The sequence below is a fragment of the Serratia sp. NGAS9 genome (genome assembly GCF_009905295.1).
In the GTDB taxonomy this organism is placed as follows: domain Bacteria; phylum Pseudomonadota; class Gammaproteobacteria; order Enterobacterales; family Enterobacteriaceae; genus Serratia; species Serratia bockelmannii.
On the sequence record NZ_CP047605.1, the window covers coordinates 4,356,342 to 4,369,527 of the forward strand.

Genomic DNA, 13,186 nt, shown 5'->3' on the forward strand with positions numbered 1-13,186 from the left:
TAAGGCTCTCTTGCCAGCTGCGCCCTAACAGGCGCATCGCGATCTGACATTTGCTTCTATCGGTTACTTACGACCCGTAAACGGGCTACCTGGATAGGGGATCGACAACTGCTCACCCATCTTATCCTCTTCCAGTTGGTGCTTTATGTATTCTTGTATCTTGGCTGTATTTTTACCCACCGTATCAACGTAATACCCTCGACACCAAAACTCCCTGTTACGGTATTTGAACTTCAAATCCCCAAACTGCTCATAAAGCATCAGGCTGCTCTTGCCCTTCAGATACCCCATAAACCCCGATACACTCATCTTGGGGGGAATTTCCAGAAGCATATGGATGTGATCCACACAACATTCCGCCTCCAGAATATTCACGCTTTTCCATTCACAAAGCTTTCTTAAGATACTGCCAATTGCTCTGCGCTTTTCCCCGTAGAACACCTGTCTTCGGTACTTCGGCGCAAATACTATGTGATATTTACAGTTCCAGCGCGTGTGCGCTAAGCTCTTTTCGTCCCTCATAGGGACCCCCTTTTGATTTCTTGTTGAACGTTCGCAGTTGCCAGACCGCAAACTGTTTTAACAAATCAAAAGGGGTCTTTATAACTGGCTCAAAGCTGAAAGCTTTACGGAACCCCCAGCCTAGCTGGGGGTTTTTGCATACAATAAAATGGCCCGCAGATGCGGGCCATTTTTTTCGTCTGAACGCCGCTTACTTGCGCAGCGCTTTCACCTGCTCGGCGGTGACGTCCGCCGGCAAACCGCCCCAGGTCACCCGCAGGTAATTTACCAGTTCCGCCACGTCGGCATCGCTCAGACGCTCGCCGAAGCCCGGCATGCTCTGCATGCTTTCACCGTTCGGGAACTGCTGGGCCGGCAGGCCGTCCAGCACCGACACGATCAGGTTCTTGCCGTCCGCCTGGCGCAGCGTGGCGTTATCGCGCATCGCCGGTGCGACGTGCGGTTTGCCTTCGCCTTCGCGCGCATGACAGCCGGCGCACTGATCCAAATAGGTCATGCGCCCGGCATCGCTGCCCTGCCCCATTTTCACCGGCACCGCCGCTGGCGGCTGCTCGCCCATCAGATACAGCGCCAGCGCCTGATGGTCTTCTGGCGTCAAATGACGGGTGCTGAGATCCACCACCATATGCATCTCACTGAAGGCCGAACCCTGCGGCGCGAGGCCGGTGCCAAGGAAGCGGCTGACGTCCTGCGGTGTCCAGCCGCGCTGCGCCAGGCCGTGCGGCGTAATGTCCGGCGCCATGAAGCGGCCGAGATCGCCGCCCTGCATCGGCTTGCCGAGATCCATCTGCCCCAGCGCGCCGCGCGGCGTGTGGCATTCGCCACAGTGGCCCAGCACGTCGGCCAGATAGCGGCCGCGCTGCCATTGCGACGAGCTGCCCTGCGAGCTGGCCGGCAGCGGATCCTGGCTGCGGAACAGCAGGTTCCAGCCGATCAGCGCCATGCGCTGGTTGAACGGGAACGGCATCTCGTTGGCCGGAATGGCCACGTCCACCGCCGGGCGCGTCATCAGGTAAGCGTAGATGTCATCGGCGTCCTGACGCGACATGCCCTTGTACGAGGTGTAAGGCATCGCCGGGTACAGGTGCCGTCCGCCCGGCGCCACGCCCTGCGTCAACGCCAGGAAGAAGTCGTCCTTGCTCCAGCGCCCGATGCCGTGGTCGCCCGATGGCGTCAGGTTGCTGCCGTAAATCGTGCCGAACGGCGTGTCCAGCGGATAGCCGCCGGCCAACGGCGCCCCGCCGCTGGCGGTATGGCAGGCGGCGCAGTCGGCGGCCTGCGCCAGATAGCGGCCGCGCGCGATCTGTTCGGCGCTGGCGGTCACCTGCTGCACCGGGCCGTCGTAACGGCGGTTTTCCCGCCACCACAGCAGCGCAATCACTACGATCGCCACCAGCACAATCAACACTGCGAGACGTTTTTTCATTGCGCCGTCTCCTTCAGCAGGCCCGGCGTTTTCAGCACCACGTCGCGCACCGCTTCGTAGTAGCGTACGTAGCCGGTGCAGCGGCAGATGTGGCTGTCCAGCGCCTGCTCGATGGCGTTTTCCAGCTGTTCGCGGGCGATCGGCTCACGCTTGAGCTTTTCCACGAAAATGGTGGCGGCGTTGACGAAGCCCGGCGTGCAGTAGCCGCACTGGAAGCTGTAGTGCTCCAGAAACGCCTGCTGGATCGGCGACAGCTCAACCACCTCGCCCTGTTCGTCCACCTTGGCATGGCCTTCGACGGTACGCACTTTCTTGCCGTTGAAGAAATGCGCGCCGGTGATGCAGGTGCGCACCTCTTCGCTGGTGCCGCTCGGATGATCGACGATCGCCACGCAGGCATGGCAAATGCCCTGCCCGCAGCCGAGGCGCGAACCGGTCAAATCGAGATACTCGTGCAGGAAATCGATCATCATCAAGCCTTCCGGCACCTCGATCGGGCCGTACTGTTTCTCGTTGATGGTCAGGGAAATCGGCTGGGTTTTAATGCTCATTGTAATACCTCACGAATATTTTCTGCACGAACGGGCAAATCACGGAAACGGTGGCCGGTGGCGTCGGCGATGGCGTTGACCAGCGCGGCCACGATCGGGATCATCACCACCTCCGCCATGCCTTTCGGCGGATCGGTTTCCGACAGCGCCGGCAGGATGTCGCCGCTCTGCTTCCACACCGCCACATCACTGGCGCGCGGCAGGTGGTAACGGTTGAAGTTCCAGGTACCGTTGCCCGGGCCGTCTTCGTACAGCGGTAAATATTCGTGCAGCGCATGGCCGATGCCCATCGCCAGCCCGCCCTGCAGTTGGCCGGAAACCAGTTCCGGCACGATCAGGTTGCCACACTCCATGATCGAGTGGTGATTCAGCAATTCCACCTGGCCGGTGGCGATATCCACCGCCACTTCCGCCAGCGTGCCAACGGCGCTGTAGTAGGTCACCGCCGCATTGTTGCGCTGGGTCGGCGGATAATAGACCTGCCCGCGCGCCAGCGGTTTGAATTCGCCGCCGGCGTTGCGCAGCGCCATACCGTCGACCGGCAGGCGCTCGCTTTTGCCGTTCAACGTGAAATCGGCCTCCGCCCACTGCCAGCGGTTGAACACGTGCACCGCAGCGCCGGTGACGCCGCCCATCTGATAAGCCGTCTTGGCCAGCAGCTCGAGGCTCAGCACCGACATGCCCGCCGCCGTCAGGCCGCCTTCGACCCAACGCGCATCTTCGCGCCGCACCACCAGCGGCGCCGCCTGGCCGCCGCCGATACCGGCCTGCCACAGGGCCATCGCCGCCGGCCACAGGCCGTGATCGAAGATCAGGCGCGCCGCTTCGCGGGTGCTGTGCGAGAAGTAATAGGCCGAATTGCTGGCGCTCGACGGCGAACAGTAGCTCGGCGTCCAGTTGGGGTTGGTTTGCAGCTTGTCCTGCTCTTCTTGCGACATCAGGTAAGGATCGCCGCTGGTGACCATCGGCAGTACCGACCAGTCGGTGACCGAGAAGTGCGCTTCGTCGGCCGGTTTGCCCAGCCACTGCGCGCACAGTACCGACTGCGAGGTCGACATGCCGGTGCCCATCTCCGCGCCGCTGTGATGCAGGGTGATGCGCCCGTCTTCGCTCAGCTCCACCCGGGCGAACGAGGTTTCCGCCCCGGTGCCGAAGTCTTTCTGCACGCAGCCGAAGCCAACGCCATAGCGCTTGCCGGGATAGCGGCTCTCAAACTCGGCCTTGCGTTCGGCGCGCTTGAGCCACATCTCATGCTTCGCCGCCTTCACCAGCACTTCATCGGCGCGGATCGCACCGGCCGGGATCGCCCCTTGGGTGTTTTTCATGCCGGATTTCAGCACGTTGCGCAGGCGGAACTCGATCGGGTCGATCTTCAGCTCGGCGGCCAGCTCATCCACCATCATCTCGGTGGCGGCCATGCTCTGCAGCGTGCCGTAACCGCGCGCCGAACCGGCGTCGATGGCGCGTGAGGCCAGCCCGACCGACGACAGATCGCTTTTCGGGAAGTAGTAAATCGACTGGGCGGCGGTCGCGCCAACCATCACCACCGAAGGGGTAAAGTTGCTGCGGCCGCCGCCGTCCGCCGTCATGTCACCGAGGAACGACTGCATAACGCCGGTCTGGCGATTCACCGCGATGCGATAGTTCATGTCGAACGCGTGGCGCTTCAGCGCCGTCTGGAACTGCTCGAAGCGGTCATTGGCCAGGCGCACCGGGTGGCCGTCGCCGTACATCGCCGCCACTGCGCCGTAATAGGGGAAGTTGTAGTGATCTTTCGAGCCGTAGCCCACGGTGTAGCACGGGTGCAGGATCAGCTGTTTCACCGGCGGGTTGCGCTTGGCCAGCATGCGCGGCATCTCGTCGGCCACTTCCTGCGGCGACTGGGTCGGCACCACCAGATGCAGGGTTTGCGTCTGCGCGTCGAACCAGCCGTTGGCGTTGTCCGGCTCCAGCGCCGAGGTATCGATCGACTGCGTGGTGTAGCGGCGTGACATCACCAGCCAGTCGGCCGGCGGGTTGGCCATCTCGTCGGCGATCTGGCCCGCATAGCGCATGCCTTCCTGATCCAGCTTGCCGCCCTCGCGCCCTTCCGGCCACACCGGCAGGTGCTTTTTCATCGATACCGGGAAGATTGGCGTGTCCTTCAGGCTGGAGAAGCGATCGTCGTCGAACGGTTGATCGCCCCCCACCCGCACATAGCGGAAGCTGCCCCAGGGATCGCGCTCCAGCGGGCCGGTGACCGCGCCGAATTTGATGGTCTCTTCACGGAATTTCAGCTTGTCCTTGGCAAAGCGGAATCGGGCGAAGTCGTGATAGATCAGGATCGCCACCGCCTGGCCGAGGTAGGCCGGGGTTTTGCCGCTCGGCAGCAGCATGTCGTCACCGTAGAACGCCGGGAAAGCCAGGCCATCGCGCGCCAGATCTTCCGCCGTCACCAGGCGATCCGGCTGCAGGTCGTCCCCCAACAGCGACAGATCGACCCCTTCGAACAGCCGGTCGGCTTTGGTGACGCGCAGAATGAAGGCGTGCGCCTGTTTCTGCGGCCAGTGCGGCATGTCCACCGCGCGGATATCGCGCGCGAACACCTTCTGCCCCATGACCTTGGCGCGGCCATCGATGCGGAAACGGACGCGTTTGGTCTGCGGATCCCAGTTGGGCGACTGGAGGATTTTTTGCTCGAACAGCGCGGCGTAGGCGTGGCTGTACAGGGGTGCGAGATACACAGACACCCCCGCAATCACGGCGCTTTTGATAAAGCGGCGCCGCGACGGGTTGAAATTGCTCATAAATAAGTCCTTCACGTCTTTCTTGTAATTGGTTTTTGTTCGCGGTGTTGTTGCGCAAACGCTGACGACCTTGCCGTAGACGTCATAAGCATATGCTTATAACTAAAATTATGTGATGATTAACAGGCTGTTTTCAACAAAAAAACATTTGCAAAACACAGGTAGTTTGTAGGCTAATAAATAATTTGCGCAAACGCGGACTTCAAGCATGACCACGGGCATTGTCATTACCGCCGCCGGACGCGGGGAGCGCTTTATCCAGGCCGGCGGCCAGGGCAACAAATTGAACGCCGGATTCGCCGATGCAGCGGGCGAGCAGCGATCGCTGTTCGAACACACTCTGCGCCAGGCGCTGGCTTCCGGCCTGCCGGTACAGGTGGTAACCCGGCCGGATAATCTGCCGGTGCTGGCAGCCTGCGCCGCCAAGCAAGTGCCGGTCACCCTGCTCGCCAGCGGGGGCCTCGGCGACTCGATCGCCGCGGGCGTTGCGGCCACGCCGCACTGGCAGGGCTGGCTGATCCACCTGGCCGATATGCCGTTCGTCGGCGCCGACGTTTTCCGACAGGTGGCGGATGCCTTACGGCAACACGCGATCGTGCGCCCCTGCTATGCGCAACAGCCCGGTCACCCGGTCGGCTTTTCCGCCCGATTGCGCAAACCGCTTTGCCAACTGCGCGGCGATAATGGCGCGCGTGAACTGCTGCAAGGCGCGGCAGTGCACCTGCTGCCGCTTGAGCACCCCGGCGTCGTGCAGGATATTGATCTTCCATCGCAACTCCCGGCCAGCGAGTAAATTCACCTATGCAACATCTTGATGTCACCGTGGTCAGCCAGGCGATAAGCTGGCTGCAGCAACAGCCGGTCTGGTTATGCACCGTGCTCAGTACCTACGGCTCTTCGCCGCGGTCGCCGGGCGCGTTGATGGCCGCGACCCGAGACGGCCGCTACAGCGGTTCATTGTCAGGCGGGTGCGTGGAGGAGGACTTTCTACGGCGCGTAGCCGCCGGGGAGTATCAGGCGGCCAGCCAGGTGATCCGTTATGGCGAAGGCGGCATGACGCCCAACGTGGCGCTGCCCTGCGGCGGCGTGCTGGACGTGCTGATCGAGTATCTGCCGGCGGGAGAAGCCAGCGTCGCTTATCTGCAACGCATCGCCGACGCGCTGGAAGGGCATCACGCGTTGATCAAACGCCTGACGCTGCCCCACGCCTGCCACAGCCTTGAGCAGAGCCACTTCACCAGCGCCACCCAGGTCGAACGCCGGCTCGAGCAGATCACCCTGCACATCGCGGCCGCGCCACGCCTGCTGATCGCCGGGTTGTCCAGCGTGGCGCTGTACTGCGCCGACTTCGCCGTGGCGCTGGGGTTTGAGGTGCTGGTGTGCGAGAGCCGCCCGGAGGCGCTGGATAACTTCGCCGCCGAGCTGAAACCGGGCGTGACGCTGCTGCGCCAGTTTCCGGCCAAGTTCATTGAGGACGGCGGTTGCCACGCCAATACCGCCGTCGTGGCGCTGACCCACGATCCGCGTATGGATGACCTGACGCTGATGGAAGCGATCCACACTCCGGCGTTTTACATCGGCGCCATGGGCTCGCTCAGAAACAGCGCGCGGCGGCGCCAGCGGTTGCAGCAGATTGCCGAATTCACGCCGCAGGAGTTGGAACGCATTCATGCGCCGATCGGCCTGCCGCTGGGCAGCAAAACGCCGGCGGAGATCGCCCTGGCAGTGATGGCGGCGATCGTGCAGCAGAAAAACCGGCGGCCGGCCGCCGACGGGATCAGTGCAACGGCACCACCGGCACCAGATGCTGCAGCTCCAGGTACAGCTCCTCTTTCCCGCTCAGCGAATAGCTGAACACCGTCATGTCCGGCCCGTCACCGCGGGCCAGCCCCATTTCGGGTAGCACCTGCGTGTAAATTTTAATGATGTGGTCGTTGAGCGCCACCGGCTTGCCGGAATAGCGAAAACGGCAAAACTCGCCGTGGATCTCCGGCAGCGGCTCCAGCGCCACGCCTTCGCGCAGCGGGTAGTCCGTCGTCACGCCCAGGGTATAATCGACCCTGACCCGCTCGCCGTCCGGCACCAGCTGGGTAAACGAATAGGTTTGTGCCGGGCGCTCACCCAGCAAAGTATAGAACTGCCCTCGCAGCGCGCTGCGCTGCGGCAGGTGCGACTTGTCCAGCTTCTCGATATCCAGATGGTACGCGTAATGTTTGCCGTGAAAGGCATATTGCCCTCTGGCGATGCTGACGCGTTCGACCTGAATATCGCCGGGCTGGCTGGCCGCCAGCGAACGCACCAGATTGCTGAAGTCCTGCTTGCGGGCATGGCGATACACGCTGGGCGATTCGGCGAAGTGCTTTTTGAAACAGCGCGAGAATGTCTGCTGATTATCGAATTGATATTCAACCGAAATATCGAGGATGCTCTTCTGCGTGAAACGCAAGGCGAAGGCGGCGAGGTAGAGGCGGCGAGCGCGGATATACGAGGCTAACGATAATCCGGTCTGCTTTTTGAACATGCGCTGCAGGTACCATTTCGTGTAGCCTGACTTGGCAGAAACGATATCCAACGATAGCGGATTGGTCAGGTTATCTTCAATCCAGACCAGCAATTCCTTGATGTGACTTTCCTGCGTTCCCATGTGCTTGCCGAACCTTCTGTTGCCGATATTCCATTAGTCGAATTTTAGTGCTACCCGCGTAGGGTATACAGGTTAAAACTCGACGTCCAGCAAGCTACAGGACTTTACACACTCCCCTTCACCGCCCGCGGGCGGCGAAGGGGGCAGCGATTATTTCAGGCAGCTGGAGCACTGACCGGCCTGAATCTTCTGGAAGAAGTCATTGCCTTTGTCATCCACCAGGATAAACGCCGGGAAATCTTCCACTTCGATTTTCCAGATCGCTTCCATGCCCAGCTCAGGGTACTCCACGCACTCCAGGCTCTTGATGCTCTGCTGCGCCAGCACCGCCGCCGGGCCGCCGATGCTGCCGAGGTAAAAGCCGCCGTGCTTGTGGCAGGCATCCGTCACCTGCTGGCTGCGGTTGCCTTTCGCCAGCATGATCATGCTGCCGCCGTGGGATTGCAGCAGATCGACGTAGGAGTCCATACGCCCAGCGGTGGTTGGCCCCAAGGAACCGGACGCGTAGCCTTCCGGCGTTTTGGCCGGGCCGGCGTAGTAGATCGGGTGATCCTTGACGTACTGCGGCAAGCCTTCACCGCGATCCAGGCGCTCTTTCAGCTTGGCGTGCGCGATATCGCGGCCGACGATGATGGTGCCGCTCAGCGACAGGCGGGTGGAAACCGGGTACTGCGACAGCTGTTTGAGGATCTCGGCCATTGGACGGTTGAGATCGACTTTGATCGCCTCGCCTTCCCCGGCCTGGCGCAGCTCCTGAGGAATGAATTTACCCGGATTGTGCTCCAGTTTTTCCAGCCAGATGCCGTCGCGGTTAATCTTGCCTTTGATGTTGCGGTCTGCCGAGCAGGAAACGCCCATGCCGACCGGGCAGGACGCGCCGTGGCGCGGCAGGCGCACCACGCGGATATCGTGCGCGAAGTATTTGCCGCCGAACTGCGCGCCCAGCCCCAGGTTCTGCGCTTCTTGCAGCAGTTCCGCTTCGAGTTCCAGATCGCGGAACGCCTGACCATGCTCGTTGCCTTCGGTCGGCAGGCCATCGTAATACTTGGTCGAGGCCAGTTTGACGGTTTTCAGCGTCGCTTCCGCCGAGGTGCCGCCGATGACGAACGCCACGTGGTACGGCGGGCAGGCCGCAGTGCCCAGCGTGCGCATCTTGTCGACCAGGTAGTTTTTCAGCTTGCCCGGCGACAGCAGCGCCTTGGTTTCCTGATACAGATAGGTTTTGTTGGCAGAACCACCGCCCTTGGCGATGCACAGGAATTTGTATTCTTCGCCGTCCACGCTGTAGAGATCTATCTGCGCCGGCAGGTTGCTGCCGGTATTGACCTCTTTGTACATATCCAGCGCGGCGTTCTGCGAATAGCGCAGGTTCTCTTCGATGTAGGTGTTGTACACCCCGCGCGACAGCGCTTCTTCATCGCCGCCGCCGGTCCAGACGCGCTGGCCCTTTTTGCCGACGATGATCGCCGTGCCGGTATCCTGGCAGGTCGGTAAAATACCCTTGGCGGCGATTTCTGAGTTACGCAGAAATTGCAGCGCAACGTACTTGTCGTTTTCGCTGGCGTCCGGATCGTCGAGGATATCGGCCACCTGCTGTTGATGCGCCGGGCGCAGCATGAACGAGGCGTCGTGGAACGCATGCTGGGCAAGCAGGGTTAACGCTTCAGGGGCAACTTTCAGTATTTCCTGGCCTTCAAACTCGCTCACGGAAACGTGGTCGCGGCTCAGCAGATAATATTCGGTATCGTCTTTCTTCAGCGGGAACGGATCTTGATAGTGGAACGGTTTATTCGACATTGATCTCTCACTTGCAACATCAGCTGCGTTAAATTCACACTTGTGGCGCGCGAGGCGGCGCCTTGTCAAAAAACTGCCTCCACCTTACGTATTTTTAATCAGTCAGTTATTGCGCCAAATCGCAAAATAACCGCTCTTTGCGTAAGGGATTACCACAGGCGGCGTTTCAACCTTGCTCGGTGAGAACTGCGGGTACAGGCTCATCATGCACGCTTTATTATCCCGCAGTTAACACATTGATTACAATCCATCGACGGCGATCGCTTTATCAATGTGGCGAAAAAACGCGGATGCGGATTTGCGTCGGAGCATATTGTCAGCCGCCGTGCCATTGCTTAAGCTAGCCGCAATGAACAAACCAAGAATCCCCATCGCGCTGCAACAAGCGGTGATGCGCTGCCTGCGAGAAAAGCTGCAGTTGGCACGCCAGCATTTTGCCGTCGAGTTCCCCGAACCCAGCATCGTCTATCAGCAACGCGGCACCAGCGCGGGCACCGCCTGGCTGCAAAGCTGGGAAATCCGTCTGAACCCGGTGCTGCTGCTGGAAAACCAACAGCCGTTTATCGATGAGGTGGTGCCGCATGAGTTGGCGCACCTGCTGGTGTTTCGCCAATTCGGCCGTGTGGCGCCGCACGGCCGCGAATGGCGCTGGATGATGGAAAGCGTGCTACTGACCCCCGCCAGCCGCACTCACCGTTTCGAAACCGCCTCGGTGCAAAGCAAAACCTTCCCCTACCGCTGCGGCTGCGGGCAGCACCAGCTCACCATTCGCCGCCATAACCGCGTGCTGCGCGGCGAAAGCGAATACCGCTGCCGCCGGTGCGGCGAAAAACTGAAATTTCTTGCTAGCGAGAACCTTTAGTTAAACGATTTATACGTTAAAACAAGCAAATATCGCCATTTGCCACTGCCGGCAAGTTCCGTTACCCTGCCTGCTTTTCCAATTTTGAGCTGTTTTGGAATATGCTTCGCAGAATTTTGTTTATGGCGGTTTTCGCCGCAGGCGCCGTACAGGCGCACGGCATCAATAACTTCTCTCAGGCCAAAGCGGCGGCGGCCAAGATTAATCAGGATGCGCCGGGCAGCTTTTACTGCGGCTGCCGCATCGACTGGCAAGGCAAGAAGGGTATCCCGGATCTCGCCGGCTGCGGCTATCAGGTGCGTAAAAACGTCCAGCGCGCACAGCGCATCGAATGGGAACACGTAGTGCCGGCCTGGCAGTTCGGTCACCAGCTGCAGTGCTGGCAGGACGGCGGGCGCAAAAATTGCAACAAGGACGCCACCTATCGCCAGATAGAAACCGATCTGCACAACCTGCAGCCGGCGATCGGCGAAGTGAACGGCGACCGCAACAACTTCATGTACAGCCAATGGAACGGCGGCGCAGGCCAGTACGGGCAATGCCCAATGAAGGTGGACTTCAAGAATAAACAGGCGGAGCCGCCCGCCCGCGCCCGCGGCGCCATTGCCCGCACCTACTTCTACATGCGCGATCGCTACCAGCTGCGGCTGTCACGCCAGCAAACCCAGTTGTTCGAGGTGTGGAACCGGCAATATCCGGTGAGCCAATGGGAATGTCAGCGTGAAGCACGTATCGCCAAGGTGCAGGGCAACCACAACCCCTATATTCAACAGGCTTGTCAGCAGCGGAAAAGCTAACCTACTATAGCCTTTATCTTTCATGGCGCCGCCAACCCGCGGCGCCGTTTCGTCAGGATCAGACTACCCATGCGCATACCCCGCATTTACCATCCGCAGCCGTTAACCGATCGGGCGGAGATCGCCCTCAGCGAGGACGCCGCCAACCACGTCGGGCGCGTGCTGCGCATGAGCGCCGGCCAGGCGCTGCAGCTGTTCGACGGCAGTAACCAGGTGTTCGACGCCGAGATAGTCCGGGTGGACAAAAAGAGCGTGCTGGTGCGCCTCGGCGACGGCCGCGTGGAGGACATCGAATCGCCGCTCAACCTGCATCTGGGCCAGGTGATCTCGCGCGGCGAGAAGATGGAGTTCACCATCCAGAAATCCATCGAGCTGGGCGTCAACGTCATCACCCCGCTGTTTTCCGAGCGCTGCGGCGTCAAGTTGGACGGCGAGCGTCTGGCGAAGAAAATCCAACAATGGCAAAAGATCGCCATCGCCGCCTGCGAGCAGTGCGGCCGCAACCGCATTCCCGAAATCCGCGAGGCGATGTCGCTGGAGGCCTGGTGCGCCGAGCAGGACGGCAGCCTGAAGCTCAACCTGCATCCGCGCGCCAGCCACAGCATCAACACGCTGCCGCAGCCGGTAGACCGCGTCCGCCTGCTGATCGGCCCGGAAGGCGGTTTGTCCGCCGACGAAATCGCCATGACCACCGACCACGGATTTACTGATATTCTGCTGGGACCACGCGTTCTGCGTACCGAAACCACAGCGCTCACCGCCATTACCGCTCTGCAGGTCCGCTTCGGCGACCTGGGTTAAAGGAGAAAAGATGATTAAGCTCGGCATCGTGATGGATCCTATCGATTCCATCAACATCAAGAAAGACACCAGCTTCGCCATGCTGCTCGAAGCGCAGCGCCGCGGTTACGAATTGCACTACATGGAGATGAACGATCTCTATCTGCACGCCGGCGACGGGCGCGCCCGTACCCGCCTGCTGAGCGTGAAGGAAGACAAGGAGAGCTGGTTCAGCTTCGGCGCCGAGCAGGATCTGGCGCTGCACGATCTGGACGTGATCCTGATGCGCAAGGATCCGCCGTTCGATACCGAATACATCTACGCGACCTACATTCTGGAACGCGCCGAAGTCAAAGGCACGCTGGTGGTCAACAAGCCGCAAAGCCTGCGCGACTGCAATGAGAAGCTGTTCACCGCCTGGTTCCCTGAGCTGACGCCGGATACGCTGGTCAGCCGCAGCGCCGCACACATCCGCAAATTCCACCAACAGCACGGCGACATCATCCTGAAACCGCTGGACGGCATGGGCGGCGCGTCTATCTTCCGCGTGAAGCAGGACGATCCTAACCTGTCGGTGATCATCGAAACCCTGACCGAACACGGCAGCCGTTTCTGCATGGCGCAGAACTTCCTGCCGGCGATCAAGGACGGCGACAAGCGCATCCTGGTGGTGGACGGCGAGCCGGTGCCTTACTGCCTGGCGCGCATTCCGGCGCAGGGCGAGACCCGCGGCAACCTGGCGGCCGGCGGCCGCGGCGAAGCGCGTCCACTGAGCGAGAGCGACTGGAAAATCGCCCGTACCGTCGCCCCGACGCTGAAAGAGAAAGGGCTGATCTTCGTCGGCCTGGACGTGATCGGCGATCGCCTGACCGAAATCAACGTGACCAGCCCAACCTGCGCGCGCGAGATCGAGGCGGCATTCCCGATTTCGATTACCGGCATGCTGATGGACGCGATTGAAAAGCGCCTGGCGGCGAAGTAATGCGTCATGCGGGCGGCATGCCGCCCGCTATCCTGTATC

12 protein-coding genes are annotated in these 13,186 nt (G+C 61.0%); 6 read left to right on the forward strand and 6 right to left on the reverse strand.

Features of this window, described 5'->3' with window-relative positions; translation table 11 throughout:
- Nucleotides 1-63 precede the first annotated feature (63 nt).
- From tnpA to GUC32_RS20735, 4 genes are all read right to left on the reverse strand, one after another.
- Nucleotides 64-522, reverse strand: coding sequence for an IS200/IS605-like element IS1541B family transposase (gene tnpA / locus GUC32_RS20720; RefSeq protein ID WP_141997679.1), 459 nt, complete (start codon nt 520-522; stop codon nt 64-66).
- 190 nt (nt 523-712) lie between these two features.
- Entirely contained in the window at nt 713-1,948 is a 1,236-nt protein-coding gene (locus tag GUC32_RS20725; RefSeq protein WP_089181283.1) for a c-type cytochrome, read from the reverse strand.
- Nucleotides 1,945-2,499, reverse strand: a complete 555-nt coding sequence (locus GUC32_RS20730) for a (2Fe-2S)-binding protein (protein ID WP_025304236.1) — start codon at nt 2,497-2,499, stop codon at nt 1,945-1,947. Before GUC32_RS20730 ends, GUC32_RS20725 begins: the two co-directional genes overlap by 4 nt.
- Nucleotides 2,496-5,285 (reverse strand): xanthine dehydrogenase family protein molybdopterin-binding subunit, encoded by a 2,790-nt coding sequence (locus tag GUC32_RS20735; protein ID WP_369435413.1) that lies wholly within the window; start codon nt 5,283-5,285, stop codon nt 2,496-2,498. Before GUC32_RS20735 ends, GUC32_RS20730 begins: the two co-directional genes overlap by 4 nt.
- Before the next feature lie 208 nt (nt 5,286-5,493).
- On the opposite strand from GUC32_RS20735, the gene GUC32_RS20740 reads away from it, so the two are divergent.
- A complete protein-coding gene (locus tag GUC32_RS20740; RefSeq protein WP_025304238.1) occupies nt 5,494-6,078 on the forward strand; it encodes an NTP transferase domain-containing protein in 585 nt (194 codons plus the stop codon).
- An 8-nt stretch (nt 6,079-6,086) separates the two neighbouring features.
- Nucleotides 6,087-7,139, forward strand: a complete 1,053-nt coding sequence (locus tag GUC32_RS20745) for an XdhC family protein (protein ID WP_369435414.1) — start codon at nt 6,087-6,089, stop codon at nt 7,137-7,139.
- On the opposite strand, the gene GUC32_RS20750 is transcribed toward GUC32_RS20745, so the two are convergent.
- Together GUC32_RS20750 and fumA are read right to left on the reverse strand one after the other, a co-directional pair.
- The gene (locus tag GUC32_RS20750; RefSeq protein WP_089181284.1) at nt 7,063-7,929 is read right to left on the reverse strand and encodes a helix-turn-helix domain-containing protein; all 867 of its coding nucleotides are present in this window, start codon (nt 7,927-7,929) and stop codon (nt 7,063-7,065) included. The two genes, GUC32_RS20745 and GUC32_RS20750, sit on opposite strands and share 77 nt — an antisense overlap.
- A gap of 150 nt (nt 7,930-8,079) precedes the next feature.
- Nucleotides 8,080-9,726 (reverse strand): class I fumarate hydratase FumA, encoded by a 1,647-nt coding sequence (gene fumA / locus GUC32_RS20755; RefSeq protein ID WP_025304241.1) that lies wholly within the window; start codon nt 9,724-9,726, stop codon nt 8,080-8,082.
- 349 nt (nt 9,727-10,075) lie between these two features.
- On the opposite strand from fumA, the gene GUC32_RS20760 reads away from it, so the two are divergent.
- The 4 genes from GUC32_RS20760 to gshB all read left to right on the forward strand — a co-directional run bounded on the left by GUC32_RS20760 (nt 10,076) and on the right by gshB (nt 13,147).
- A complete protein-coding gene (locus tag GUC32_RS20760) occupies nt 10,076-10,588 on the forward strand; it encodes a SprT family zinc-dependent metalloprotease (RefSeq protein ID WP_004937462.1) in 513 nt (170 codons plus the stop codon).
- 101 nt (nt 10,589-10,689) lie between these two features.
- Nucleotides 10,690-11,385: a deoxyribonuclease I gene (endA, locus tag GUC32_RS20765; RefSeq protein ID WP_089196263.1), complete on the forward strand. Its 696-nt coding sequence runs from the start codon at nt 10,690-10,692 to the stop codon at nt 11,383-11,385.
- A 69-nt stretch (nt 11,386-11,454) separates the two neighbouring features.
- The gene (rsmE, locus tag GUC32_RS20770) at nt 11,455-12,186 is read left to right on the forward strand and encodes a 16S rRNA (uracil(1498)-N(3))-methyltransferase (RefSeq protein WP_025304244.1); all 732 of its coding nucleotides are present in this window, start codon (nt 11,455-11,457) and stop codon (nt 12,184-12,186) included.
- Nucleotides 12,187-12,196: 10 nt separating this feature from the next.
- The gene (gene gshB / locus GUC32_RS20775; RefSeq protein ID WP_025304245.1) at nt 12,197-13,147 is read left to right on the forward strand and encodes a glutathione synthase; all 951 of its coding nucleotides are present in this window, start codon (nt 12,197-12,199) and stop codon (nt 13,145-13,147) included.
- Nucleotides 13,148-13,186: the final 39 nt, after the last annotated feature.

What these genes read in the sequence shown, in the direction of transcription:
- tnpA (WP_141997679.1), bottom strand. Translation starts at nt 522, where the DNA reads ATGAGGGACGAAAAGAGCTTAGCGCACACGCGCTGGAACTGTAAATAT.
- GUC32_RS20725 (WP_089181283.1), bottom strand. Translation starts at nt 1,948, where the DNA reads ATGAAAAAACGTCTCGCAGTGTTGATTGTGCTGGTGGCGATCGTAGTG.
- GUC32_RS20730 (WP_025304236.1), bottom strand. Translation starts at nt 2,499, where the DNA reads ATGAGCATTAAAACCCAGCCGATTTCCCTGACCATCAACGAGAAACAG.
- GUC32_RS20735 (WP_369435413.1), bottom strand. Translation starts at nt 5,285, where the DNA reads ATGAGCAATTTCAACCCGTCGCGGCGCCGCTTTATCAAAAGCGCCGTG.
- GUC32_RS20740 (WP_025304238.1), top strand. Translation starts at nt 5,494, where the DNA reads ATGACCACGGGCATTGTCATTACCGCCGCCGGACGCGGGGAGCGCTTT.
- GUC32_RS20745 (WP_369435414.1), top strand. Translation starts at nt 6,087, where the DNA reads ATGCAACATCTTGATGTCACCGTGGTCAGCCAGGCGATAAGCTGGCTG.
- GUC32_RS20750 (WP_089181284.1), bottom strand. Translation starts at nt 7,929, where the DNA reads ATGGGAACGCAGGAAAGTCACATCAAGGAATTGCTGGTCTGGATTGAA.
- fumA (WP_025304241.1), bottom strand. Translation starts at nt 9,726, where the DNA reads ATGTCGAATAAACCGTTCCACTATCAAGATCCGTTCCCGCTGAAGAAA.
- GUC32_RS20760 (WP_004937462.1), top strand. Translation starts at nt 10,076, where the DNA reads ATGAACAAACCAAGAATCCCCATCGCGCTGCAACAAGCGGTGATGCGC.
- endA (WP_089196263.1), top strand. Translation starts at nt 10,690, where the DNA reads ATGCTTCGCAGAATTTTGTTTATGGCGGTTTTCGCCGCAGGCGCCGTA.
- rsmE (WP_025304244.1), top strand. Translation starts at nt 11,455, where the DNA reads ATGCGCATACCCCGCATTTACCATCCGCAGCCGTTAACCGATCGGGCG.
- gshB (WP_025304245.1), top strand. Translation starts at nt 12,197, where the DNA reads ATGATTAAGCTCGGCATCGTGATGGATCCTATCGATTCCATCAACATC.